Raw genomic sequence first — 25,558 nt, 5'->3', positions numbered from 1 at the left:
TGTGGCGACGCGCGTTCCCAACACGCGCTGTCATCGCCCGGCTTGACCGGGCGATCCAGTACTCCGAGATGTCAGTGAGTCATCGAGAGGCTGCAACGTACTGGATTCCCCGCCTTCGCGGGGAATGACACCGAGAGCGGAGCGGCGTCCTCTTGCCTCAGAACAAGCTGCCCTGATCCACGGGTTTCGCCGCGCGCCTCAGTGCCGGCTTCGTCTCCGCAGCCGCCTTCGGCTGCGCCGGCGCGCGCCTGGCCGCAGGCGCCGGGCGATCCGCATCCGCGGTCGCCCCCACGCGGCCGTCCGCGAACTCGATCTCGACGCGCGCGCCGGGGCCGACGCTGTCGGCCGCATGCACGGGATGCCCGGCCTCGTCGCGCACCAGCGCAAAGCCGCGCGCGAGCACGCTGCGATAGGACAGCGCGGAGAGCAGCTTGCCGCTGTTCTCGACCCGCGCCTCCAGCCGGTGCAGCAGCGTGACGAGCGCGCGCTCTGCCCGCTCGGTCAGACGATGCGTGCGCTCGCGCTGGCGGGCAATCGCGTTGCGCTGCGCCTGCGCATTCGCAAGTTTTGAGGCGCGTAAGCGCACCTGCAAGCCCGCAAAGCGGTCGCGCCGCTGCCGCAGCAGCGAGCGCGCGGAGAGGCCGAGCCGCTCGCCGCACACGGTGAGGCGATGATCGGCCTGCGAGATCTGGCCGTGCAGCACGCGCAGCGTCAGCTTCGCGCTCGCCGCGGTGAAGCGGCGGAAATGCGCATGCGTGTTGGCCTTGAGGCAGCGGGGCAGCGACGCGCCCGCCGAATCCAGCCGCTGCCTCGGAATCGCGAGCAGATCGCCGGCCGCCGGCAGCGCGCGCGCGGCGGCGCGCAGCTCGCTGCGGCGGCTCTCCTGGGCGCGCTGCCAATAGGCGCGGGTGCGGCGGCCGAGATCGCCGACCTCGACGAACAGGTCGCTGCGCACCGGCACGGCCATCTCGGCCGCCGCCGTCGGCGTCGGCGCGCGCTTGTCGGCGACGAAGTCGATCAAGGTGATGTCGGTCTCGTGCCCCACCGCCGAGATCAGCGGGATCATGCTCTCGGCGGCCGCGCGCACCACGATCTCCTCGTTGAACGACCAGAGATCCTCCAGCGAGCCGCCGCCGCGCGCGACGATCAGCACATCAGGGCGCGGAATCCGGCCGCCCTCGGGCAGCGCGTTGAAGCCGCGGATCGCGGCCGCGACCTGCTCGGCCGAACCGTCGCCCTGCACCTTCACCGGCCACACCAGCACGCGGCGGGGAAAGCGGTCCTCCAACCGGTGCAGGATGTCGCGGATGACGGCGCCGGTCGGCGAGGTCACGACGCCGATCACCTCCGGCAGCCACGGCAGCAGCTGCTTGCGCGCCTCGTCGAACAGGCCCTCGGCGGCGAGCTTCTTCTTGCGCTCCTCCATCAGTGCCATCAGCGCGCCGATGCCGGCCGGCTCCAAGGCCTCGATCACGATCTGGTATTTCGAGGAGCCTGGATAGGTCGTCAGCTTGCCGGTGGCGATGACCTCGAGCCCCTCCTGGGGCTTGAAGCGCATGCGGGAGTGCACGCCCTTCCAGATCACCGCCTCGATCTTGGCGCTCTCGTCCTTGAGCGCGAAATAGCAATGGCCGGAGGAATGGGCGCCGCGGAAGCCGGAGATCTCGCCGCGGACGCGGACATGGCCGAACGCGTCCTCGACCGTCCGCTTCAGGGACAGCGACAGTTCAGAGACGGTGAATTCAGGCGCGTTGAGCAGTTGTTCCGCAGGCGGCATCGGCAAACGATTCGGCATTTTGGGGTCAGACCCGACGTTAAGGATTTTCGTTAGGAAGCGCCAATCCGGGGGTTGATCGGGAGAGTACTCTGTACTATAGAGTTCTCTATAAATTGATGAGTTTGAGGAGTGAGTCATGCCGATCCGGTTGCTGCGCGGCGTCTTGAACGGCCTGAAATGGGCTCTGTGTGCGGTCGGCGCCGTGGCGCTGATCCTGGCCGCCATGATCGCGAACCCGCTGCAGCGGCCGCCCGAGATGCGCTCGGTGTCCGACTCCAGCAAGGGAATCGACTGGTCCACGCTTCCGCCGCTCGAGCGCTTCCAGGCCCGTGACGGCACCTGGCTCGGTTTCCGGCACTATGCGGCGAAGGGGACCGATCGCGGCGCCATCTTCATCCACGGCTCCTCCGGCTCTTCGGCCACGGTCAATCACGCGCTGACCGCGGCGATCGCCGCCCGCGGCGTCGAGACCTGGGCCCTCGACATCCGCGGCCATGGCGGCTCCGGCACGCGCGGTGATATTGGCTACGTCGGCCAGCTCGAGGACGACCTCATCGACTTCGTCGCCCATGTGCGCAAGACCGCGCCCGACCTGCCACTGACCCTGATCGGCCATTCCGCCGGCGCCGGCTTCTCGCTGCGCGTCGCTGCCACGCCGATCATGCAGGACATGTTCGTGCGCACCGTGCTGGTCGCGCCCTATCTCGGCTACGACGCGCCGACCAACAAGCCGAATTCCGGCGGCTGGGCCAATCCCGACATTCCGCGCCTGCTCGGCCTTGCGGCGCTGCGCAAGCTCGGCATCGACTGCTGCTCGCATTTGCCCGTGCTCGCCTTCGCGGTGCGGCCGAACATGGAGAAGCTGCTCGTCTCCACCTATTCCGACCGCCTGATGCGCAACTTTGCAACGCGCGGCTACCGCGTCGATTTGCCCGGCGTGACGCATCCGATGACCATCTTCGGCGGCACAGACGATGAGATGATGCTCTCGGACAAATATGCGGGGGCCGTGCGGGCGGTGAAGCCGTCGGTCGACGTCAAGATCATCGACGGCGTTAACCACATGGGCATGGTGACGAGCCCGAAGGCGGTCAACGCGATCGCTGAGGACGTGGCAACGCGCGGGAGCGGGCAGTCATGATGTGCCCCGTTGACGGCAAAGCAATCGCAGGGAGGGGTTTCCCCGCGGCCATCCTTCGAGACGCCCGCCTGCGGCGGGCCCTCAGGATGAGGGCGGAGTTTGCGGCAGACGCTTCAACGGGTTCTGGTGCAGCTGAGCCTCATCCTGAGGAGACCGCGAAGCGGTCGTCTCGAAGGACGAGGCGCGTGCTCAGGTCCCGCCGCGAGTCATGTCCGACAGCCCCGGTATGAAGAGGATGGCATGATCGACAGCAAGCAGGCCTCCGAAGCGTTGACCGACATCGAGGACACCGTCCGCCGCGTGCGGCAGTCGGTCATCTATCAAGTGTCCAGCCTGGCATTGTTGATGTGGGGCGTGCTGGCATTCGTCGGCAACATCGCGGGCTGGTTCTGGCCGCGCCATGGGCTCCATATCTGGATCGGCCTTTACGCGGTGTCGATCATAGGCTTCGTCGCCATCGGCGCCTATCACCGGTCTCGAAGCCGCATTCGGGTGTTCGACGGCCGCTATCTGCTGGCATTCCTGCTGATCGCCGCCTTCGGCATCTTCGTCTGCTATTTCGGTCAATTCACCCCGCGCCAGCAGACGGCGTTCTGGCCGATCTACATCATGCTGTTCTACATGCTGGCCGGGGTGTGGTTCGGCGCTGCCTTCCTCGTCATCGGCGCCACCATCGTCGCGCTGACCCTGATCGGCTACTACCTCGTTCCCGGCCTGTCGCTGCTGTTGTGGATGGCCGCCGTCAACGGCGGCGGCCTGACGATCGGCGGCCTGTGGATGCGGCGGAGCTAGCGATGGCCCAGCTCGACGACGTCATCCACCAGCCGCTGCGCCTGAAGATCATGGCCGCGCTGAACGCGCTGCCTGCGGAGGTCGGCCTGGAATTCGTGCGCCTGAAGAAGCTGACCGGCGCCACCGACGGCAATCTCGGCGCCCATATCGAGACGCTGGCAAAGGCGGGCTATGTGTCGGTGGAGAAGGCGTTCGTGGGGAAGAAGCCGCAGACCACGGTGACCGCGACGGCGGCTGGCCGCGGTGCGTTCGCGCGGCACGTGGCGACGTTGCAGGAGATTATTGCGGGGAAGCAGGTTTAGCGCTGCGCCGTCATGCGGACGCACGCCTCTGTCATTCCGCGGCGTCGCGAAGCGACGAGCCCGGAATCCATTCATCCGCCGACGCTGTGGCCCGATGGATTCTCAGGTGCGCAAGTGCGCACCATAGCTCGCGCTGCGCGCGCCCCGGAATGACGGTTCGTAGGATGGGCTTCGCCACGGCTCAACCCATCCTGCGGGCTGGAACAATGTCCAGGCGATCTGATTGGAACGTTGGTACGTCCAATCCAGGATCGACCAGCGAGCTTCCTGGATGGCGTCCTTATCAGGGAGGAGCCACCAATGGATGACGAACGAAAATCATCAAAGGCGGGCGAACAGGCCGCCGAAGACTTGCGTGAAGCGGCGTCCAGGGACGAAGCGAAGAACGAGCGCAAGATGGGCCACGATCTGCCCAAGGGCGCTGATCGTTTCGAAGAGCGCTCGAAAAGCTCCGACGGACAAAGCGCAGAAGAGAAACAAAAAGGGTGAAAGCTCGCAGGATGGGTTGAGCCCTTGCGAAACCCATTACTGCTCTATCGCCGCCCACCGTATTCGCGGCCGTCATCCGACTGATCGCCGGCCCAATCGGCTGGGTCATTGCCGAGCCTGACGTGGCGATGAAACGAGGAGGGCACCCAGCAAGCTCGTAGGATGGGTTGAGCCCTCGCGAAACCCATCGCCTTCCTCCTCCTGCTCTCGATCATCGCGGCCGTCATCCGACTGTAGGTGACGACGAATGACGGACGGCTAAGTAGGGTAGGTTAGGCAGGCGCAAAAAGCAGCCGCCGCTCAATCGTTGCTACGGACTACCACTCATCCGCTTTGCGCTCCAACCATTGCTCGTATTCCTCTGAGACCGCTTCGTAGTCGCGGTCACTTTCCCAATCCTCGCCGTATTTCTTCTCCGCAAACGTCGCGAGGCCGGCATCGTGGAGGGCTGCTGCCGAACGGCGGCGGCCTGCCGCTGCACGTTCCGCATCGGCGATCGGGTGGCAGCGCTGGCAAAGCAATTCGAGGTCCGACAAATGTTCGCGTCCAAATCGCTCGTATGTCTTGTGATGCAATTCCAGTGTCGCGCTGAGGTGGCAGCGCTCGCATCGATCGCCGCGGATCCGGATTAGATCGCGCTTCATGTTCTTCCACTGCGAACTGCGAATGCGTTGCTCATATCGCTCGCGCCAACTGCTGCTTTGCGTCAATTCGCGCCCCCGATTCTCACGGTCGCATTGGATCTACCACACGTTTAACGCCGGACTTAGACCTTGATCCAGCTCGTAGGATGGGTTGAGCCCTTGCGAAACCCATCGCTATCGTAGTCCCTCTCTACGTCTTCGCGGCTATCATCCGACGCAAGTGACGATGAAGCGAGGTTGGCACTCGGTGGCTAGCTTTGCGGACTCTGCGAGAGAAGTGTGATGGGTTTCGCAAGGGCTCAACCCATCCTACGGGCTGGCTCAATCCGCACACCAACAGATGGTACACGGGCCGGATCGTGTACGAGGTCGACGTCGTGGCGGAGCCGTTCTGAGAGCATTGGCGCCCTCGTGCGGCACGTGGCGACGTTGCAGGAGATCATTGCGGGGAAGCAGGTGTACGCTGTTAGCCAGTCGGTACACCAACTGCAGTCCGTGCTTCTTTCAATTCTTTGTAGCATGGCTCGATTTCTGGCCAGACTTCCTCTAGGAACTTGAAGATCTTGAAAAGCGTCGGCATCACCTCTTCTGGCGGCCTCCAACTGGGGTCCTTTTCCAACTCGTTCTTAATGTACGCGGCGATGGCCGAAAGCGCCTTGAGGAACTGCTCAGGTGTCCGGATGATACTGCGCTTCCGTTGCTTGATCTCGTCAAACCCCCACTGCCACGGATAGGACTGCTTTCGGGGACCCCACTCTTTCCAATCATCAAACTTGTCCAGAAAGTTTCGGCGTCTCAAGTATTTGAGGGTACCCATCTGGTCTTCAAGCTGGCTTTCATACAGCCCAAGGATTCGGTTGTCGTAGGCATAGATGTACCTTTCCCACTCACCATCTGAAATGTAGCTGTCGACGTCGTCGAACCCTCGATACTCTCCATTGAGGTCTTTCTCGTAAATCATGAGGTGCCAATTGCACCGTTGGCAAACAAGCCCGCGGATGTTGAACGCGGTTAGCTTGTCCCCGGCACCGAATATGGGATCGTGATCATGTTCGATGATGAGGTTGCGCTCGCGCGGACAGTGAACACACTTGAAGTTTTGCTCCTCGGCAAGCCGCACGACCAGACGCTTGACGTCCGGGCCAAGCCGATCCCATGCCTTGAACTGCTTCTTGAGCAAGCCGCGGGGAAGCTTCTTCCAAAGAACCCAGCTCATTACTTCTGTCCGAGATGAATAAAGTGCAGGAGGATATAAGCACTGCTCTCGGTAGAAGTAGGGGAGAAGGTGGATGAATTATGGCGGGGCCTGCCGGAATCAGGGTGACAGTAGTGGACTAAATTATGTCAACTGATGCTTTAGCTTTGAATTCAATGCACTGGACTGCAGTGTCACCCTAATCCCCTGATCTTCCTCCCTTGTAGCGGCCCTTCCCCCCTTGTCAGACTTGCCGGTCTGCTTCTCGACTGCCCACGTAGGCAACAAACGTTATCGCGAAACCTCGCCTGCCTTTTTCGCGATAAAGTCATTCATACATTTCGCAAGGGCTATGCGACGCGCCTTCAGGAATGCCCTGTAATTCTCGAGCTTGAGAAGCTCCGAATCGCTTGGCACGAGCTGCGCATCAAGCGACTCCCGCCCTTGCTTCGCAACAATGCCAGGGAAGTAAGCTGTAGGTTCCTTGTTACTTAAGCGACGATTAGTCTGTCCGGTAATGAAGGCCATGTTGGCAATCTCATTGATCTCGCCCGTCTCATATTGCCGGTCCTTAAGCAGAGATTTTGGGAAAATGTGATGCCATTGAATGAAGTGCAACTTGCCTTGGTGTGTCAACGAAAGGCCGAGGCCGCTGAACCAATCCTTCGCGCCAGCATCCTTCAGCGCAAGATAGGCCAGCGAGAAGAGCGGACTGTTCACGCCGCGGCCGGCGAGATCCTCGGGCTCCACGTGGAGCCTTCCGAATTGCCGCTTCACGGGATCAATCAGGGCCGCAACGTCGCCGCTACGAAAGATGATCGCAAGATCTTCGTTCAATAGCGTTTCAGTCGATCCGCGGGAATATCGGCCACGCGCATTTGCAGCGAGTAGCCAGTAGAGCAGTGCGCGGCTCTCGTCTTTGGTTAGCTTGTTGTCCTTGACGCGGCTCACCGCGGCAAGAGCAATCACGAACATGGGGGAAGAAAGCAGGCTTTCGTCTTCGATGCCGGCGTTTGTCCGCAAGAAATTGATAGCGAAGCGCAGGCCCTCTTTTGCTTCCTCCCATCCCTCTTTCAGGCGCGAAATGGGTGTCGCGCCAACCACACGGAAGAGGCCTTGCTTAGTCGCAAACACCACGATCGCGCGCACGAGAAGGCCAAGATCGAGGGTGAAGCCATTATCCTCACATTCATCTTGAAACTCCTCCAGCTGTTGAAGAAGATTCTGCCATCGCGATGTCATCTGCGCCAAGGCTAGGTCCGAGGATCGCAGCTTAGCCCCTAGTGAATTCACGCGAACGAATATCTCGGTTACCTCCTCGTAGCTCATCCCCCGTTCGAGGACGTGGACGACATAGGAATAATTCTTGACCTGCCTTAGGCGCGTCAGCCGATCGAGATACTTCTGGTAGCGCGGATCGTCGAAACCCGTGATGCCGGCTCTTTGAAGAATGGCCGTGTCGCTCGACTTGAATATCTCGCTGACCGGCACCCAATTCGGCATCGCCAGCAGCGCGCGGCTGGAGACCACGAAAGTGCGCCGGCCTAGCCGTTCGGCAAGGCCCTTATCGCCGCCTCCATCCTCGTCCGCGATATCGTCCCCGTTCCCGTCATCCGCTAACTCGTCCTCGGCCGAAAGCAGTGACTCCTGGTCATTGTCAACCTCTAGTGCCTCACTTGGGGGACCATCCGGATGATCGAGATTGAATAGGATGTCGATGGGTCTCTTGCGGTGCCTCACGGTCACCGGCTCGCCGTTGATGACCGCCGTAAGGGAGGTAAGCCGTTGCTGTCCATCAAGGAGGAGCTTTCGTCCTGCGAACGCCGTGGTGTCCTGTGCGATCGCGAAGTCGCGGGTCGGTATGGGCTCGTCTGTTTCCCACATCAGGATGGAGCCGCTGGGATAGCCACGGTATAGCGAGTCCAGAAGGTCGCGAACGCGCGTTCCTTTCCAGACATAGTGGCGTTGAATCTCAGGAAGTCTGAGTTCGCCCCGCTTGTACATGTCGACGAGCGCGCTGATCGGAACGTTCTGTTGCTGCATGAAGCCCCCAAAAATTGTGATGAAGATTATAATGACAGTGCACTAAACGCGGCCGAACGAATGCTTAGGGCTTTGAAATTTTGTGCACCGTCACCGTATTTAGCTAGTCTGGATCGCCGCATTTACTGCCTCAAAGAGCTTTTCCGCACGATCCAGCGTCTGTTCCACCTCCCGGCTCGTTGCGTCAAGCACGGCGAGATTCCGGATCAACCACGCGGCTGCGGTGAAATGATCGAATGTAGGCAGTGGCTCGGGAAGTACATTGAAGGCTGCCTCCGCCTTTTTTACGAGCCGCACGGTGCTTGTATCCGCCTTCTCCAAGCTCACGGCCGTTAGCCTGTGCTTTGCAGGTAGTTCATAGGCCTCGTTTACGATCTCCGCGAACAGCCCGACTTCGAGCAGGTCCTCGATATCCGACTCAGTTTTCGCGGTAAAATCTGCGATCGTGAAAACTTTTCCTGCTCGCAATATTTCGCTCTTTCGTAGCTCCTCTATTTTCTTTGCGTCCTGCTTCGTCTGGTCGGCGAGTACGGCAATATCCAGCTTGTTGCCGCCGAAGAGAGAGACGAAGGCGCGAACATTTCCGATTCCGCCTGTCGGACACACAGTCCATCTGGGATCGAGTCCGGTGCGCTTGCGCGCTTTCAGCGCGGAGGAAAGTGCTTGCAAGTAAAGGATGTCTGACGCGCCTTCGACAAGAAGTGTGTGCTTGCCGATGAAGAGTGACTGCGTGATCTCGTAGCCCAAAGCTCCTTGCAGAGGAAACAAGGTGTCGGGATCCCGCGTCAGGACGTCTTCGCGGACCTTAGTTCCGAGCGGCACGCGCCGGGTGCCTTTCAACTCTACTTGGTCTTCGACTACCCTTGCGGCAGTCAATTTGTGCGGCGCGACCATGAATGGCGAATGGGTTGAATAAACGATCTGATGAAATGGAGCCAACTTCTCGTCGAAGTAACGGAGTAGGTCGCCCTGCGCCTTACCGTGTAGCGTCAGGCCCGGCTCGTCGAGCAGAAGGACAACGGGAGTGGCATCCTCTTTTACTTGCGCGAACTTCACTAAGAACGAGAAGAACCAAACAAAACCAGCGCTACGCTCGGAGAAAGGAGTATCCACGCGATGTAGGGCATTGTAAATGCGCGCCCGACCGATAATGTTTTCGTTCAATGGGGGCTTGTCTTGCGGTCGGGCCGGATCAATTGTGACGACAACTGACAAGTCAGGATTTTGGGTCCAGAACTCAAGTATTTGGTCAGTGATGTTGTTCGATGCCGCCTGAAGTTTGGCGTTGAACGTCTCGTATGTACCGACGGTTAGAATTTCATCCAGAGGAACTCCGGCATACTCCAAAAATTCCATGAACAAGCGCGCGCCGCTATTCTCGTCCTTCAGAATTTCATTGTTGCTCTTCCACGTCTTCAGGAAATCCAGGCGGACCGCGCCATCCATCCGATCGTAGTTCGAAAAATACATGAACTTCGGGAAGTGCGGCTTAAGTATTGCGTACACAAGCGTCTTGAATGATGCATGCGGTTTGAGCCAATTCAGAAACGTAGTCTGATCCTCAGTTAATTCAGGGATTGTTGCGATCTTTGCCGCAAGATCAGAAGTGTCGTCCGCGACCTTGAGTGCGGCAAGCTGCTCCTGATTGAAGCCGCGACCATCAAGCAAGTGCGCAACCGCCCGCTTCGTGTCGATCTCGAATTTCCATTCGGGCTCCGAGCTGTATCGACGACTTATCTCAATAATCGGGGATTTGAGTGCTTTGTCACCGAGGACAGCGCGAACATTTGCGATTTCCTCGTCAGTCAGCTTCCACTTGGTCTGGATCGCGACCGCTTCCTCACCCCTGTGTCTCTGCGAGTATGCAGTGAGGTGACGGCGGGGATAATCTCGTTCTCGGTCGAACGCGATTGGTGTGCTCGGGTGCGGGTTAAGCGCAGCGAGCGCTAGTAGCACAGCGCTCTTACCGGCCTCATTTTTACCGACCAAACAGGTGACGTTCTCAAGGGTAAAAGATTCTGAGTCTTCAGCGGACCGGAAATTCGTAACGTGAGCTTCAATTAGCTTCATTTAATCCCCCCAGCGAATCGGATGAGTGGCTACGATGGCACAATGCTGGGTAGCAGTTCGAGTCCGAGGACGTTGTCCCACTTATTCACAGGGGAGCTGGACGGATCAGAATCGCAAGTCATGGATCGAGTCTGTCCTAAGGGGTCGCCCGGTACCGCGCCCGGCCCCATAAGCGTTGCGAATTTGACCGCGCCGCGCTTGCCGCAGCCGCGAAGTTGGATCCGGGAGAGCCGGACCTGATCGGGCCAGCCATCGGCATGGGTCTCGACGTGATGGCTGCGGGTCACGGCAATCGATCAGGATGTCGCGCGTGCCTGATGCGCAATTCGCGGGTCGTCAACCAGAGGACTCAGATTTGACTGTCGAGATTATGGGGGATTATCCAATCAGACCATACAGCCCGAAGCCTGCAGCATAGGCCGCTGCCGCTTGGAGAATGTTTAAGATTGATATTCGAAAAAGGTAGGCTAGCGGACCGCCTGATGCGACCTGCATTGGCCGCGCCCGGAAATATATCAAGTTCCAAATTACCATAGCGCCGCCCACGAAAATCACTGTGTAGAGAGGCCATCCCTTGTACCCCGCGTAAGCAGCAACCCCGAAGATAATGGCTAGCAAGGTTGGCATAGTTGGACTGTCAAAAATATCCGGCGTGTGTGCCTGCACGCCACGCAGCCCAAGAGAGCACGCCAATTAGTACGATCTTGACTGCCAGAAGACTCCGTATTCCAGAGTTGAAGAAATCGACTGGCAAATTCGCTTCCAATCGTTTGCGCATGTACCAATCCGGGTCCACGACGGCCCTCACGGCGGCTCCAGCGTTATTTACGATTCCAAATGCGCTGAACCAAAAGGCGAGTTTGTACTCGCCGATCACGTAAAGGAATCCGGCAAATCCGACGAAAAAATAGTCAGTGACGCCCGTCATTCGACGAGGGTAGCGCAGTCCGCGTTCTGTAGCGACTTTTGTTGCCCCGGAATGCCGGGGGTTCGGGCCCCATCCCCCTTGAGCCCCACCCCGATTCGTGCGACCTCCGCCCCAGCAACCCCCCTCATCCTGAGCCTCTTATGCACATTCTCCTGCTCGGTTCCGGCGGCCGCGAACATGCTCTGGCGTGGAAGATCGCGGCGTCCCCCCTGGTGACCAAATTCTGGTGCGCGCCCGGCAATGCCGGCATCGCCAAGGAGGCGGAATGCGTGGCGCTCGATGTCGCCGACCATGCGGCGGTGATCGACTTCTGCAAGGCGAACAAGGTCGAACTCGTGGTGGTCGGGCCGGAGACGCCGCTGGCGGCCGGGATCGTCGATGATCTCACGGCCGCCGGCATCAAGGCGTTCGGGCCGAGCAAAGTGGCGGCGCAGCTGGAAAGCTCCAAGGGGTTCACCAAGGCGCTGTGCACCGAGTTCGGCATTCCCACGGGCGCCTACAAGCGTTTCACCAATGCCGATGACGCGCGCGCCTATGTGCAGAGCCAGGGCGCGCCGATCGTGGTGAAGGCCGATGGCCTTGCCGCCGGCAAGGGCGTCGTCGTCGCGAAAACCGTGCGCGAGGCCGAGGATGCCATCGCCATGATGTTCGAGGGCGCCTTCGGCGAGGCCGGCGCCGAGGTCGTGATCGAGGAGTTTCTGCCGGGCCGCGAGATCAGCTTCTTTGCGCTGTGCGACGGCGAGACCGCGATTCCGCTGGCCTCGGCGCAGGACCACAAGCGCGTGTTCGACCACGATGTCGGCCCGAACACCGGCGGCATGGGCGCCTATTCGCCGACGCCGCTGGTCACGCCCGCCATCCACGACGCGATCATGGCCAAGATCATCCTGCCGACGGTCGCGGGCATGAAGCAGCGCGGCACGCCGTTCCGCGGCGTGCTCTATGCCGGCATCATGCTGACGACGCAGGGCCCAAAACTGTTCGAGTTCAACGTGCGCTTCGGCGATCCCGAGTGCCAGGTCTTGATGCTGCGCATGATGAGCGACATCGTGCCGGCGCTGCTCGCCGCCTGCGACGGGCAGCTCAAGAACTTCGATCTGCGCTGGTATCCGGAATCCGCCATCACTGTGGTCATGGCCGCGAAGGGCTATCCCGGCGACTACCAGAAGGGCACGCGCATTGGCGGACTGGATGAGGCCGCCAAGGTCGACACTGTCGAGATCTTCCACGCCGGCACGGTGGCGAAGGACGGCGCGATCCTCGCCAATGGCGGCCGCGTGCTCAATGTCTGCGCGCTGGGGGCGACCGTGACGGAAGCGCAGGCGCGCGCCTATCAGGCCGTCGACCGCATCGACTGGCCGGACGGCTTCTGCCGCCGCGACATCGGCTGGCAGGCGGTGGAGGCCGAGAAGGCGCAAAATTAGCGTGTCATTGCGGACGGCGCGCCAAACGCGCCGATCCGCAAATCTCGACGTTTACGTCACCGCGCCGCCACATCCGCACTCCAGAATGTGCAATCGGCTGTTGGGGTTAGTCGCCCCGACGATAATACCGGTACTGTGCATGGGGTTGTTTTCGACACTTTGTTGTCGAGCGGCCCCGCGACCGACCAACAAGGATGCAAGAAGATGTCCGATCTCGCCGACCTCTATCCGGGCTTCGCCGCCGAATGGATCGATACCTCGTTCGGCCGCGTCTTCGCCCGCGTCGGCGGCAAGGGCCCGCCGCTGCTGCTGCTGCACGGCTTCTCCGAGACCCATGTGATGTGGCACCAGGTGGCGCCTGAGCTTGCGGAAGCCTTCACGCTGATCATCGCCGACCTGCCGGGCTACGGCTGGTCCGACATGCCCGCGAGCGACGCGCTGCATATCCCCTACTCCAAGCGCGCCATGGCGAAAGCCATGGTGGAGGTGATGGAGCGCCTCGGCCACGTGCATTTCGCGCTGGCCGGCCACGACCGCGGCGGCCGCGTGTCCTATCGCCTCGCGCTCGACCATCCCGGCCGGCTATCAAAACTCGCCGTGCTCGATATCCTGCCGACCTATGATTACTGGGAGCGGATGAACCGCGCCTACGCCCTAAAGATCTATCACTGGACCTTCCTCGCGCAGCCCTATCCGCTGCCGGAGACGCTGATCGCAGGCCAGGGCGAGTTCTTCCTGCGCTTCAAGATGGCGAGCCAGACCAAGTCGAAGACGCTGGATGCGATCGACCCGCGCGCGCTCGAGCACTACCTCGCCCCGTTCCGCGATCCCGCCCGCATTCACGCGATGTGCGAGGATTACCGCGCCGGCGCCTATTTCGACTACGACCTCGACAAGGCCGATTTCGAGGCCGGCAAGAAGATCACGATTCCGATGCTGGCGCTGTGGGGCAATGCCGGCATCGCCCAGGCCGCCGCGACGCCGCTCGACACCTGGAAGCAATGGGCCACGAACGCCTCCGGCATGCCGGTGGATTCCGGCCACTTCCTCACGGAGGAGAATCCGGATGTGACTGCGAGGGCGCTGCGCGAGTTCTTCGCGGCTTAGGCACCGCTGTCCGCCACACCCACAACTGTCATCGTCCGCGAAGGCGGACGATCAAGTACGCCGAGACGGTTGTGGTTGAATCGACGGGCCGCGGCGTACTGGATGCCCCGCCTTCGCGGGGCATGACAGGGGTGGGTGCGGGCACCTACCGCCGCTCCCGAAAGAACGCCCTGAGCAGCCGCGCCGCCTCGCTCTCGCCGACGCCGGAATAGACGTCCGGCGCGTGGTGACAGGTCGGCGAGGCAAAGAACCGCACGCCCGAGTCCACCGCGCCGCCCTTGGGATCGGCCGCGCCGTAATAGAGCCGCCTCACCCTTGCAAACGAGATCGCGCCCGCACACATGGTGCAGGGCTCCAGCGTCACGTAGAGGTCGCAGTCGACCAGCCGCTCGCTGCCGATCTTCGCGGCGGCCGCGCGCAGCGCGACGATCTCGGCATGGGCGGTCGGATCATGGTCGGTCAGCGTCCGGTTGGCGCCGGTGGCGATCACCTCGGAAGCGCGGACCACCACGCAGCCAACAGGAACTTCGCCCGCTTTTCCGGCATTTTCGGCCGCCAGAAGCGCCAAATCCATGAAAGAAGGGGCTTTCATGCCTCGTATCATCGCCAGAAACCTGCTACTAGCTCCGCCTTCAGCAAGAGTGGATACCGATTTTGCCTGAGCATGCGGCTCGCAGCGAGCGCGCACAATGCTCGGCCACCCCTTAAGTGAGATTAGTCATGCCTCGCGACAGCGACAAAGACAACGATTCCCGCGGCCGGCGAGGCCCGCCCAAAGGCGGCCGCAGCGGCAAGCCGCGCGGCCCTGAGAAGAAATTCGCCAAGCGCGGCTTCGAAGGCAAGGGTGGGGGCGAGCGCGACAGCCGTCCGCCGCGTGGCGATCGCGACAGCCGTCCATTCCGCCGGCGCGAGGAGGGCGATGCGCCGCGCCGCGATTTCAGTGACCGTCCCCGCTTCAAGCGCGACGACCGCGGCAGCGAGGCGCGCGGCGAGCGCAGCTTCAAGCCGCGCGGCGATCGTCCGTTCTCCGATCGCTCCTCGCGTGACGGCGATAAGCGGCCCTTCAAGCCGCGTGGCGATCGCCCGTCCTACGGTCGTGACGATCGTCCGCCGCGCAGGGACCGCGACGATGCCCGCTCGGCCGGCCGCTCCAGCGACAGGAAGTTCGGCGACAAGAAGCCCTACGCGCCGCGCGGCGACCGTCCGGAGCGCAAGTTCGACGGCGAACGGAAATTTTCGCGGGGCGGCGACCGTGGTGATCGTCCGCGCGATCGTGGCGAGCGCGGCGATTCAAAGCCTTGGCAGAAACGCGACGACCGCCCCGGTGGCGATCGGCCGCCGCGCAAGGATTTTGGCAAAGGCCCGCGCAAGGATTTCGGCGGCCGCGATCGCGGCGACGAGAAGCCTTGGCGTCAGCGCGACGAGCGTCGCGAGGGTGGCCGTGGCGAGGACCGTCCGCGTTTCTCGCGTTCGCGCGATGACCGCGCATCGGGTGATCGTCCGTTCCGCGAGCGGCCAAAATTCGACCGGCCCCGTGACCGTGACAGCGAACGTGGTGACCGTCCGAAATTCGATCGGCCGCGCCAGCGCCCGGAAGGCCGCATGGACTGGCAGGAGCATCCGCGCAACGAGGGCCGCTTCCGCGACCGTCCGCGCCGCGAGAACGAGGACGACGGCAGGATCTTCGAGAAGCGTCCGGCCTTCGGCGGCCGCGGCGCCTATCGCGAGCGCGATCGTGACGTCGAGGGCCGGCCGCGCCGCGACGACGCGCCGAAGCCGAAGAAGGCCGGTGAGCGCATCGCCAAGGTGCTGGCCCGCGCCGGGCTCGCCTCGCGCCGCGATGCCGAGGAGATGGTCACGCAGGGCCGCGTCACCGTCAACGGCCGCGTCATCAATTCCCCCGCGCTCGACATCACCAGGAACGACGTCGTCATGGTCGACGGCAAGCCGTTGCCGGAGCGCGAGCGCACGCGCCTGTTCCTCTACCACAAGCCGCGCGGGCTGATGACGACGCATGACGACCCCGAGGGCCGTCCGACCGTATTCGACAATCTGCCCGAAGGGCTGCCGCGCCTGATCAGCATCGGCCGGCTCGACTTCAACACGGAGGGCTTGCTGCTGCTCACCAACGACGGCGGCCTTGCGCGCACGCTCGAGCTGCCTGACACCGGCTGGCTGCGCCGCTACCGCGTCCGTGCCCACGGCGACGTCACCCAGGCGCAGCTCGACGAGCTCAAGAACGGCATCGAGATCGAGGGTGTCAAGTATGGTCCGATCGAGGCCACGCTGGAGCGCGACCAGGGCGCCAATGTCTGGCTGGTGTTCGCGATCCGCGAGGGCAAGAACCGCGAGGTGCGCAATGTCTGCGCCCATCTCGGCCTCGAGGTGAACCGGCTGATCCGCGTCTCCTACGGCCCGTTCCAGCTCGGCGAGATTCCGGAAGGCCAGGTCGAGGAGGTCCGCGCGCGTGTGCTGCGCGAGCAGCTCGGCGAGAAGGTGATCGAGAAATCGGGCGCGCAGTTCGACGCGCCCTCGAAATCATCTCCGCGCGCCGACGACGCAGCGAGCGAGAAGAAGCCCGCCAGCAAGCGCGCCGTGATCGCCGACCGCAAGGGCCGCCGCGTGCTGGTGCAGCGCACCGGCAGCGAGGAGGCGCGCGAGCGCAACGAGATGGAGGCGAGCGGCTACGGCCCGCCGCGCCGTCCCAAGCGCGGCTATCACGGCAAGCGCGACCTGACGCCGCGGGAGGACTAGCTTGCGCGTCGTCGGCGGTCGCTTGAAGGGGCGCAATCTCGCCTCACCGTCCTCGCGCGACATCCGCCCGACGGCGGACCGGTTGCGCGAGTCCGTGTTCAACATCCTCGTGCACGCCTATGACGATCCGATTCCCGACGCGCGCGTGCTCGATCTCTTCGCCGGCACCGGCGCGCTCGGCATCGAGGCGGCCTCGCGCGGCGCCAAGTTCACACTGTTCGTCGATAATGGCGCAGAGGCGCGCGCGCTGTTGCGCAACAACGTGGAATCGCTCGGTCTTGGCGGGGTGACAAAAGTCTATCGCCGCGATGCCACCGATCTCGGCCCCGCACATCCCGTCGAACCGTTCTCGCTGGTGTTCCTCGATCCGCCCTATGGCAAGGGCTTTGCGGAGAAGGCGCTCGCATCCTTGCGCGACGGCGGCTGGCTCACCCCGGGCGCGCTGCTCGTGGTGGAAGAGGCGAAAGCCGCGCAGTTCGCGACGCCGGAAGGTTTTGAGGAGCTGGAGCGGCGGGCTTATGACGATACGGAGTTCGTCTTCCTGAAGAAGTCGTAGCCCAACACTTCCGCTTCATAAGCCCTCATGCTCGGGAGCGTGAAGCACTCAGGCTCCTTCAGCTGCCAGCGTCAGCCTTGCAGCAGAAATCAGTTCGAAGCGGTCATGCATCGAGGCGCCGTCGGGTGGCTCGCCCGCGCGGCGGTTCACCAGAGCGACGATCATGTCGGCCAGCTCGAGACGCTTGATTGGCTGAAGGTCCGTCTTGGGACTGCCGCGCTGCGCAGGAAAGGCAAACGGCGGCGTCGGTATGCCGAGGATCACGTTGCGACGATCGAAGTCGGGCCTCGGTCTTCCGATCTCCACCCGATCCGCGAAAGTCCTGTAGGCCTCCTCGCCGAGGGTGAGGATCAGCTGGAAGCCAGTATAGTCGATCGAACCGCGCATGTAGGTGTCTTCGACCAGCGCTTCGTTGATCTCCAGCGTCCCCAGATAGCTGCCGCACTCGCCAGTCGTTACCCAGAAGAAGCGATCGCGCATGAACTCCTGGCAAAGGGCCATGTTGCGCGGCGGGAGTGAGGACAAAGGATCGGCCCAGCCCGCAGCAAAGCCAACCTCATCGATGAAGCCGCGTGTTCCGACGGCCATCTTTTTGAACAGATGGCTGTGTTCGCCCGACATCCGCATCGCGACGAACAGCGAAGGATGTTCGCTGTGCATGAGATCGTCGTGCGCGATCGGAGCGACGATCACGCGTGGCCTGCCGTTCATCATCAGTAACATTCCAGCGTGATCGTCGCCCGCGAGAAATCCATCGTCTTCAACGCGTCCATGTCGATTAAGACATAGTACGTGCCGGCATCGCCCCAGCTCCAGTGCATGGCCTCGTCGGTTGCGATCTGGAACAGCAGGAGCTTCCGGGTGGGGCCGATCTTCGCATCCGACTGCAGGCCGTCGTGGTAGCCACCGATGCGATGCGGACGATTGTGATAGAGGCTGCGCCAATGCGGCTCGAATTAGGAACGGACCGCGGGCGGGATCAGCGCCCGCTTCGCTTCATCGACATAATAGTCGGCCACCAGCTCGCGAATGTGGCCGCGCTGGAAGGACCATGCGGAAATGTCGTGTTCGTAAAAGGTAACGTGGCCCCGCTCGCCATGCCGGTCAGTGGGGGAGTATCTCCAAAACCGAAATGCGTCCTGCTGCAGACGCGCCTTGAGCGCTTGCCAGGCATCGTGCGGAATCGGGCTGTCGAGGTCCTGCGCCAGCACGGCCGACCGCTCCCGGGCAACGCGTTCGCGCATCGCGGTGCTCCACTCGGCAAGCTCGTGCTCGGACCGGTGCAGAGAGTCCACGATCGACTCCGGCGTGGGATGGCTGGCCAGAAATGCCGCCAGCGCTTCGCGTCGCGTTCTGCGGTACTCCGCCGCGCGCCGAGTTTGTGCACGGCGCAGGCGCGTCGCCTCGTCTTCCGGCTCGGGGCCTTCGAGATCAGCCCGGGACATCGCGGCCCAACTGGCGTCGTCGGCTTCGATCACGGCGAGGATGGAGCCGATATAACCCGGCTGGCTCAGCCGCTCGACCAACCGATCCGGTATCTTAAGCTCGCCGGGCGGGCTGGCTGCCGGCCGATGGGTGCGCGCGATGCTGTCGAGGACCTGAAGCGCGCCGCGCCAGGTGAAAGGCTCGGGCTCGTCCGGCCGCTCGCGGTCCGACGCGACCGGCTGCCCCGGATAGAGAATGCTCGCAAAATTCTCCGGCGCCACGCGCGTGCGCTGGCCTTCGATCCGCGCCTCATTGCGCACGACGACGAGATCGACCGGCCAGCGCCGCCAGCGCCGCGGCACCTCGTCGGGAGTGCGGCAATAATCATAGTCGAACCCGCTATAGACGCCGTCATGTACCGGCCCGAGATCGGCCGGGGACTGCCGCTCGGAGCCGAGCGCATCAACATGGAGAACGCGGAAGGCATCAGGTCCCTCGGGGGCGCCCTGATTTGGATCGATGAACAGCAGCAGCCAGCCCTGGCGGGGCCCAAGTCCGCCCCACAATTCGGCCGGCAGGTCGGCGCAGGCAATCTGCGCTACGAAGTGAAGCGGCCGCTCGTCTCTCAGGGTATTCCGACGAAATCGACCGCGGCCATTCGATGTGATCGGGCATCATTGGCAGCCCGCCCAGCCATGATCGTGGCGCTTCGAACCGCGGCGGAATCTGCCGTCGCAAGACGACCGACACGCTCTCGCTGATCCCAAGCGGCGGTGGAATCGGAGCGTCGTGCCGCACCCGCGCGAAAGTGGCCGGACTTTGCCCCGAAGGCGAGGTTGTGGCTCTCGCCCGCTGAAAGCGGCGAAAATTCCAAACGACAAACGCCACGGCGCATACGACCAGGACTTGCCACCAAGACATGCTGGACCCTAGACATCGCAGGACAGCCTCAGGTAGCAGCTAAGAGTTAATGGCTTGCGGATGAAATAGCTCGAAGCTGCGCAGGGCAGGTAGCTAAGCCTACCAAACCCTCGCGCTCACCGCCGCCCGAACAGCTTCTCCACGTCGCTCAGCTTCAGCTCGACATAGGTCGGCCGGCCGTGATTGCACTGGCCGGAGTTTGGCGTCTCCTCCATCTCGCGCAGCAGGGCATTCATCTCCTCCGGCCGCAAGCGGCGGCCGGCGCGAACAGAGCCGTGACAGGCCATGGTCGCCGCGACGTGCATCAGGCGGCGTTCGAGCGGCAGCGCCTCGTCCCATTCGGCCATGTGCTCGGAAAGATCACGCAAGAGACCGCCGGCATTTGTCTTGCCGAGCAGCGACGGCGTCTCGCGCACCGCGACCGCGCCGGGGCCGAAGGATTCGATCGCGAGGCCGAACGACGCCAGCTCCTCGCTGCGCTCCAGGAGGCGCTCCACCGTCGCCTCGTCCATCTCGACGATCTCAGGGATCAGCAGGATCTGCCGCTGCACGCCGTTGGCGGCGAGCGAGGCCTTCAGCCGCTCGTAGACGATGCGCTCATGCGCGGCGTGCTGGTCGACGATGATCAGGCCGTCGCGGGTCTGCGAGACGATGTAGGTCTCGTGGATCTGCGTGCGCGCCGCGCCGAGCGGGCGATCGACGAGATCGCCGGTGGGTTGGCTCTCGATCCGCACGTCCGCACTGGGCGCGCCGACGTCGAACGCAGCCTGCGCGCGCTCGGCAAAGGCCGGCGCGGCCGAGCCATCGAACGACGGCATCGGCGCGACCGGGGCAGATGGCGAGGCGCGCCAGTCCCAGCCTGCCGGACGCGGCGGCGTGAAGGCGGGCCGGAACGAGGACAGCGCGCTCTCGCCGCTGTTGGCGGCGGTGCGGCGGCCCTCACGCGCCAGCGCTTCCTTCAAGCCATGCACGATCAGCGCGCGGACGAGGCCGGCATTGCGGAAGCGCACCTCGGTCTTGGCCGGATGCACATTGGCGTCGACCTCGCGCGGATCGAGCGCGACGAACAGCGCCAGCACGGGATGGCGGTCGCGCGGCAGATAATCGGAATAGGCCGCCCGCACGGCGCCGAGAATAAGCTTGTCGCGCACCGGCCGGCCATTGACGAAGAGATATTGGCCGAGCGCGTTGGCTTTTGTGAGCGCAGGCGCTGCGGCATAGCCGGCGACCACGATCCCCTCGCGCTCGGCATGGACCTCGATGGCGTGGCTGCGGAACTCGGCGCCGAGGATGTCGCCGAGCCGGGTCAGCCGTCCGGCCGCGCCGGGCAGCGCCGCGGTCCAGGTCACCGGCGCGCGCTCCTCGCCGGCGAGCGTGAAGGCGATGTCGGGCCGCGCCATCGCGAGGCGCCGTACCACTTCGCGGATCGCCTCCGCCTCGGTGCGGTCGGTCTTCAGAAACTTGAGCCGCGCCGGCGTCGCATAGAAGAGATCGCCAACCTCGACGCGCGTGCCATGCGCCAGCGCCGCCGGCATGATCCCGGACTTCTCACCGCCCTCGACCGACAGCGCCCAGGCGTGCGGCTCGCTGGCGTGGCGCGTGGTGATGGAGAGGCGCGCCACCGAGCCGATCGAGGGCAGGGCCTCGCCGCGAAATCCGAGGGTGCGGATCTGGAGCAGGTCCTCGTCGTCGAGCTTGGAGGTAGCGTGGCGCTCGACGGCGAGCGCAAGGTCTTTTGCGGTCATGCCGCTGCCGTCGTCGGTGATGCCGATTCGCCGCCGCCCGCCGCCGTCGGTGAAGACGTCGATGCGGCTCGCGCCGGCGTCGATCGCGTTCTCGACCAGTTCCTTGACCACGCTCGCCGGACGTTCGACCACCTCGCCGGCGGCGATGCGGTTGACGACCTGTTCTGGCAGCTGGCGGACGGGCATGAGGCTCACTCGGCGAATATTCTCAAGTCTAATGCCGCGCAGCGACAAATGCATGGGGGAGGGCGAGCTTCCCACACCCGAAATGGGGGACATTCTCGACGCGCATCGCCCGCTGGGAATGCGTGGCCTGTTCCGCGCCGCCGCATATGAGGAGCACAATTCCGCGAAAGCGCCGCGAAAACCCTAAACGATCACCACACGACGCGGCTTGCATCACAGCGCGCCGTTCGAACTCTCTAAGCGATGAACCGGTCCGGTGCAGGCGAACGGTGCAGAAGGCAACCGAACGGTTCATCGCGACATTCCAGGAGACATGGATGAAGTTGGTGAAGACCTCTGCGATCGCTTGCGCTCTCGCAGCCCTCGTTGCGACGCCCGTTCTCGCTCAAGGCACCTCGTCTGGGATGAGGCCTGGCGGCACCGTACAAAGCAAGCCCATGCAGGGCGGCGCGTCAGGCAGCGAGGATGAGGATCTCGGTGCGCAGCAGGGCGCAGCTGGCGAGAAGGTCGGCATGAAGTCGGGCAAGGGCACGAAGGGGTCCGCCGGAACCACCGGCAGCGCGACGCGCAAGGGCACCGCGGACGATGCGGCGACCGGCGGCGCTGCGGCCGGCAAGCGCTACTGACGCCAGCTCGCGAACGACAAACCTCCGGCCGCTCGCGCGACCGGAGGTTTTTTTGCATCAATCGTCGAAGCTCCGACCGCGGCCGGCCTTGATGTCGCTGCGGCGTTTCTTGCCCTCGAGCCGGCGCTGCTTGGAGGCGAAGGTCGGCCGCGTCGCGCGGCGAGGCGTCGGCCGCACCATGGCCTCCTTGAGCATCTCGACGAGACGGTCGATGGCATCCTGACGGTTGCGCTCCTGGGTGCGGAAGCGCTGGGCGTGGATCACGATCACGCCGTCCTTGGTCATGCGCTGGCCGGCAATGCGGGCAAGGCGCAGCGAGGCGTCCTCGGGCAAGGTCAGCTTGCGGGTGTCGAAGCGCAGCTGCGCGGAGGTCGCGACCTTGTTGACGTTCTGCCCGCCCGGGCCGGAGGCGCGGACGAAGCCGATCTCGATGTCGTCCTCGTCGATGACGAGATCGCGGGATATCCGCAGCATGCTGGCACCATTCGTGATGTCAGGACATACCGCGGAGATCTGCCTTCAGCAATGGCGCTGCAGAAACGCAAATGGCCGGGTGAGCCCCGGCCATTCACGAAACGTCCAGAAAGAGATCAGTTCGACTTCGTCGCCGGTGCAGCCGCCGGTTGCGCCGCGGCCTGCGGGGCCCGGCCGACGACGACGGTCAGCAGCCCCTGGCCCCAGAGCCGCTTGGCGGCCGCCTTGGCATCGTCCAGCGTCACGGCGTCGACGATGGCGTTGCGCTTCTCGATATAGTCGATCGGCAGTTTGTCCTGCTGATATTGCAGCAGTGCCTGTGCCAGCTTGGACGAGGTGTCGAGCGCCAGCATCTGCGAGCCCTTGAGGTAGGACTTGGCCTCATCGAGCTCCTTCTGCGTCGGGCCCTCCTCGGCGATGCGGCGCACCTCCTGTTCGATGGCCTCGATGGTGTCGCCGGCCCGATCGGCGCGAGTGCCGGTATTGCCGATGAAAATCGCCGAATGCTGCATCCAGAGCAGCGACTCGTACACGGAATAGGCCAGCCCGCGCTTTTCGCGCACCTCGCGATAGAGCCGGGACGACAGGCCGCCGCCGCCGAGGATGTGATTGACGACATAGGCCGCCATGAAGCTGGGGTCACTCCGCTTCACGCCGGGTCCACCGAAGGTGATCACGGTCTGCGGCACGTCGAGGGTCACGAAGGCGCGTTGCGGCGGCTTTGCAGCCTCGACGTCGGGGACTGGCGTCAGATTGGCCTTGGCGGGCAGGCTGCCGAAGGTGTGGTCGAGCAGCTTGCCGAGGATCGCCGGATCGACGTCGCCGACGACGGCGATCTTCAGCCCGTCTCTGGCGATCACCCGGCCGACATAGTCCTTCATGTCGGCGACGGTGATGGTCGGCACGCTGTCGAGGTTGCCGTTGGTCTGCCGCCCATAGGGATGATCGCCGAAGGCGACCTCCAGGAATTTGCGGCTCGCCAGCGAGGTCGGGTTGGTGGTCTCGCGGCGCAGACTCGAGATGACCTGCGAGCGGATGCGTTCGACATCGGCCGTGGCGAAATGCGGTGAGGTCAGCGCGCTCCTGAGCAGATCGAACGCCTCGTCCTTGTTGTCGCGCAGCATGCGCAGGCTGCCGCGCAGGGTGTCGCGTGTGGCGCTGAAGGAGAGCTCGATGGCGCGGCGGTCGAGCCGTTCATGGAAGGTCTTGGAATCGAGATCGCCTGAGCCTTCGTCGAGGAGGGAGCCGACCAGATTGGCAACGCCCGGCTTGTCCTTGGGGTCCTCCGCCGAGCCGCCCGCGAAGGAATATTCCATCGCAATCAGCGGCACGGTTGCGTCCTGCACGAACCAGGCTTCGATGCCGCCCGGCGAGATCAGGTGCTGGATCTTTGCGGCGGCCTGCGAAGGCGAGGCCGCAGAGAATGCGAGGACCGCGCCGACGGCAACGGAGAATGCAACGCGTCGAAGGAAGGAATAGGTCACGAGCGCTTCTCCTCGCGCTTGGCGGTTGCAGTGTCCTTGATCAGATAGCCGGTCACCGAACGCTTCTTCTCGAGCCATTTCTGCGCAACGGCGCGGACCTGCTCGGCGGTGACGGCGCGAATGCGGTCGGGCCAGCTCCTGATGTCCTCGATCGACAGGCCCGTGGTCAGCGCGCCGCCGTACCAGCGCGCCAGCACCGCCTGGTTGTCCTGGGCGTAGATCGCTTCGGCGATGAGCTGAGTCTTGACGCGCTCCAGATCCTCGGCGCGGATCGGGTTCTGCGCCACGCTGGCGATGACGCCGTCGACCGCCTGTTCGACTTCGGCGAAGCTGACGCCGGGTTTCGGCGCAGCCGAGATCGCGAACTGGGTCGGGTCGAGCGAGATGCTCGAATAGCTGGCGCTGGCGGAAACCGCGAGCGGCTTGTCGACCACGAGGGCGCGGTAGAGATAGGAATTGCTGCCGCTGCCCATCAGCTGCGCAAGCACGTCGAGGGCCGCGCTCTCGCCGGCCGCGGCCGTGGTCGCCGAGGGCACGAGATAATAGCGCCGCATGTTCGGCTGCTCGACGCGCGGGTCGGCCAGCGTGACGGTGCGCGGGGCGGCGGGCTCGGGCTCCTGCGGACGAACGCGCCGCGCCGGGATCGCGGGCTGCGCGGGGATCGAGCCGAAATTGCGCTCGACCAGCGGGCGGACTTCGGCGGCCTCGACGTCGCCGGCGATCACCAGGATCGCGTTGTTCGGTGCATAAAAGCGGCGATAGAAGGCGAGCGCATCCTCGCGATCGAGCTTCTCGATCTCCTGATGCCAGCCGATCACCGGCCGCCCGTAAGGATGGTTGAGATAGAGCGCGGCCATGATCTGCTCGTTCAAGCGCGCGTCCGGATTGTTGGCGACGCGCATGTTGTACTCTTCGAGCACGACGTCGCGCTCGGGCAGCACGTTCTCGTCCTTGAGGACGAGGCCCGTCATGCGGTCGGCCTCGAACTCCATCATGGTCGGCAACTGCTCTTTCGGCACGCGCTGGTAATAGTTGGTGTAGTCGACCGAGGTCGAAGCGTTCTCGTTGCCGCCGACACGCAGCACGGTCTGGGAGAACTCGCCGGCCGGATGCTTCGCGGTGCCCTTGAACATCAGGTGCTCGAGGAAGTGCGCGAGGCCGGACTTGCCGGGCGTCTCGTCCGCCGAGCCGACCTTGTACCAGATCATTTCGGTGACGACGGGGGTGCGGCGGTCCGGGATCACGACGACCTGCATGCCGTTTCCGAGCGTGAAGCTGGTTGGCGGAGCCGATGTCACCGTGGTCTGGGCAAGGGCGGCGCCGGCCGAAAGGACACTCGTCGAAAGCAGCGCGGCAAGGAGGCAGACAGCCGATCGGTAAGATGACATCATGATCCCTGGTTGTGAGGTGCCGAGCCCGGATCTCCGGTTCGGAGGGCACGGCATGCTACACCGTGCGGCTGAGGCTTCGCGTCA

The 25,558-nt window shown here is 63.7% G+C and carries 21 protein-coding genes and 2 pseudogenes; 9 read left to right on the top strand and 14 right to left on the bottom strand.

Annotation, left to right across the window (positions count from 1 at the left end):
- Positions 1-157: 157 nt before the first annotated feature.
- A complete protein-coding gene (xseA, locus tag AC24YW_RS11550) occupies positions 158-1,777 on the bottom strand; it encodes an exodeoxyribonuclease VII large subunit (RefSeq protein ID WP_487483294.1) in 1,620 nt (539 codons plus the stop codon).
- 136 nt (positions 1,778-1,913) lie between these two features.
- On the opposite strand from xseA, the gene AC24YW_RS11545 reads away from it, so the two are divergent.
- The 4 genes from AC24YW_RS11545 (at position 1,914) to AC24YW_RS11530 (ending at position 4,501) form a co-directional block, all read left to right on the top strand.
- Positions 1,914-2,918 (top strand): alpha/beta hydrolase, encoded by a 1,005-nt coding sequence (locus tag AC24YW_RS11545; protein WP_487482846.1) that lies wholly within the window; start codon positions 1,914-1,916, stop codon positions 2,916-2,918.
- Positions 2,919-3,158: 240 nt separating this feature from the next.
- On the top strand, positions 3,159-3,710 hold the full coding sequence (locus AC24YW_RS11540; protein WP_487482845.1) for a hypothetical protein: 552 nt from the start codon (positions 3,159-3,161) through the stop codon (positions 3,708-3,710).
- Positions 3,711-3,712: 2 nt separating this feature from the next.
- A complete protein-coding gene (locus AC24YW_RS11535; RefSeq protein ID WP_487482844.1) occupies positions 3,713-4,012 on the top strand; it encodes a winged helix-turn-helix domain-containing protein in 300 nt (99 codons plus the stop codon).
- A gap of 300 nt (positions 4,013-4,312) precedes the next feature.
- Positions 4,313-4,501, top strand: coding sequence for a hypothetical protein (locus AC24YW_RS11530; RefSeq protein ID WP_487482843.1), 189 nt, complete (start codon positions 4,313-4,315; stop codon positions 4,499-4,501).
- Between the two features lie 317 nt (positions 4,502-4,818).
- Here the strand turns inward: AC24YW_RS11530 and AC24YW_RS11525 are convergent, their stop codons facing one another.
- From AC24YW_RS11525 to AC24YW_RS11510, 4 genes are all read right to left on the bottom strand, one after another.
- The gene (locus AC24YW_RS11525; RefSeq protein ID WP_487482842.1) at positions 4,819-5,211 is read right to left on the bottom strand and encodes an HNH endonuclease; all 393 of its coding nucleotides are present in this window, start codon (positions 5,209-5,211) and stop codon (positions 4,819-4,821) included.
- 400 nt (positions 5,212-5,611) lie between these two features.
- Positions 5,612-6,361 (bottom strand): endonuclease domain-containing protein, encoded by a 750-nt coding sequence (locus AC24YW_RS11520; RefSeq protein ID WP_487482841.1) that lies wholly within the window; start codon positions 6,359-6,361, stop codon positions 5,612-5,614.
- Positions 6,362-6,631: 270 nt separating this feature from the next.
- Entirely contained in the window at positions 6,632-8,383 is a 1,752-nt protein-coding gene (locus tag AC24YW_RS11515; RefSeq protein ID WP_487482840.1) for a GmrSD restriction endonuclease domain-containing protein, read from the bottom strand.
- A 99-nt stretch (positions 8,384-8,482) separates the two neighbouring features.
- On the bottom strand, positions 8,483-10,453 hold the full coding sequence (locus tag AC24YW_RS11510) for an AAA family ATPase (protein WP_487482839.1): 1,971 nt from the start codon (positions 10,451-10,453) through the stop codon (positions 8,483-8,485).
- A gap of 1,068 nt (positions 10,454-11,521) precedes the next feature.
- On the opposite strand from AC24YW_RS11510, the gene purD reads away from it, so the two are divergent.
- Together purD and AC24YW_RS11500 are read left to right on the top strand one after the other, a co-directional pair.
- Entirely contained in the window at positions 11,522-12,805 is a 1,284-nt protein-coding gene (gene purD / locus AC24YW_RS11505; protein WP_487482838.1) for a phosphoribosylamine--glycine ligase, read from the top strand.
- Between the two features lie 204 nt (positions 12,806-13,009).
- Positions 13,010-13,912 carry an alpha/beta fold hydrolase gene (locus AC24YW_RS11500; RefSeq protein ID WP_487482837.1) on the top strand — a complete coding sequence of 301 codons (903 nt, stop codon included), beginning with the start codon at positions 13,010-13,012 and terminating at the stop codon, positions 13,910-13,912.
- 145 nt (positions 13,913-14,057) lie between these two features.
- Here the strand turns inward: AC24YW_RS11500 and AC24YW_RS11495 are convergent, their stop codons facing one another.
- The gene (locus AC24YW_RS11495; RefSeq protein WP_487482836.1) at positions 14,058-14,516 is read right to left on the bottom strand and encodes a nucleoside deaminase; all 459 of its coding nucleotides are present in this window, start codon (positions 14,514-14,516) and stop codon (positions 14,058-14,060) included.
- A gap of 116 nt (positions 14,517-14,632) precedes the next feature.
- Here AC24YW_RS11495 and AC24YW_RS11490 point away from each other — a divergent pair, with 116 nt between their 5' ends.
- Positions 14,633-16,666 (top strand): pseudouridine synthase, encoded by a 2,034-nt coding sequence (locus AC24YW_RS11490; RefSeq protein ID WP_487482835.1) that lies wholly within the window; start codon positions 14,633-14,635, stop codon positions 16,664-16,666.
- A gap of 1 nt (position 16,667) precedes the next feature.
- Complete coding sequence (gene rsmD / locus AC24YW_RS11485; RefSeq protein ID WP_487482834.1) at positions 16,668-17,222, top strand: 16S rRNA (guanine(966)-N(2))-methyltransferase RsmD; 555 nt, start codon at positions 16,668-16,670, stop codon at positions 17,220-17,222.
- A 48-nt stretch (positions 17,223-17,270) separates the two neighbouring features.
- Here rsmD and AC24YW_RS11480 read toward each other — a convergent pair whose 3' ends face one another.
- From AC24YW_RS11480 to mutL, 5 genes and pseudogenes are all read right to left on the bottom strand, one after another.
- Positions 17,271-17,936 (bottom strand): hypothetical protein, encoded by a 666-nt coding sequence (locus AC24YW_RS11480; protein ID WP_487482833.1) that lies wholly within the window; start codon positions 17,934-17,936, stop codon positions 17,271-17,273.
- Positions 17,936-18,139: pseudogene (locus AC24YW_RS11475) on the bottom strand (DUF1963 domain-containing protein); the annotation flags it as partial. The gene AC24YW_RS11480 and the pseudogene AC24YW_RS11475, both read right to left, overlap by 1 nt.
- Before the next feature lie 39 nt (positions 18,140-18,178).
- On the bottom strand, positions 18,179-19,009 hold the full coding sequence (locus AC24YW_RS11470) for a hypothetical protein (protein ID WP_487483318.1): 831 nt from the start codon (positions 19,007-19,009) through the stop codon (positions 18,179-18,181).
- Positions 19,010-19,156: 147 nt separating this feature from the next.
- Positions 19,157-19,213, bottom strand: a pseudogene (locus AC24YW_RS11465) (hypothetical protein); the annotation flags it as partial.
- 471 nt (positions 19,214-19,684) lie between these two features.
- A complete protein-coding gene (gene mutL / locus AC24YW_RS11460; RefSeq protein ID WP_487482832.1) occupies positions 19,685-21,499 on the bottom strand; it encodes a DNA mismatch repair endonuclease MutL in 1,815 nt (604 codons plus the stop codon).
- Positions 21,500-21,816: 317 nt separating this feature from the next.
- Between mutL and AC24YW_RS11455 the strand changes: the two genes are divergently transcribed.
- A complete protein-coding gene (locus tag AC24YW_RS11455; RefSeq protein WP_487482831.1) occupies positions 21,817-22,125 on the top strand; it encodes a hypothetical protein in 309 nt (102 codons plus the stop codon).
- Between the two features lie 57 nt (positions 22,126-22,182).
- Here the strand turns inward: AC24YW_RS11455 and arfB are convergent, their stop codons facing one another.
- The 3 genes from arfB to AC24YW_RS11440 form a co-directional block, all read right to left on the bottom strand.
- On the bottom strand, positions 22,183-22,599 hold the full coding sequence (gene arfB, locus AC24YW_RS11450; RefSeq protein ID WP_487482830.1) for an alternative ribosome rescue aminoacyl-tRNA hydrolase ArfB: 417 nt from the start codon (positions 22,597-22,599) through the stop codon (positions 22,183-22,185).
- Between the two features lie 116 nt (positions 22,600-22,715).
- Positions 22,716-24,083, bottom strand: a complete 1,368-nt coding sequence (locus AC24YW_RS11445) for a M16 family metallopeptidase (protein WP_487482829.1) — start codon at positions 24,081-24,083, stop codon at positions 22,716-22,718.
- On the bottom strand, positions 24,080-25,474 hold the full coding sequence (locus tag AC24YW_RS11440) for a M16 family metallopeptidase (RefSeq protein ID WP_487482828.1): 1,395 nt from the start codon (positions 25,472-25,474) through the stop codon (positions 24,080-24,082). The genes AC24YW_RS11445 and AC24YW_RS11440 overlap by 4 nt, the downstream gene beginning before the upstream one ends.
- Positions 25,475-25,558 lie beyond the last annotated feature (84 nt).

The organism is Bradyrhizobium sp. USDA3516, assembly GCF_057651995.1.
This window is presented reverse-complemented; position numbering and strand designations above follow the sequence as displayed.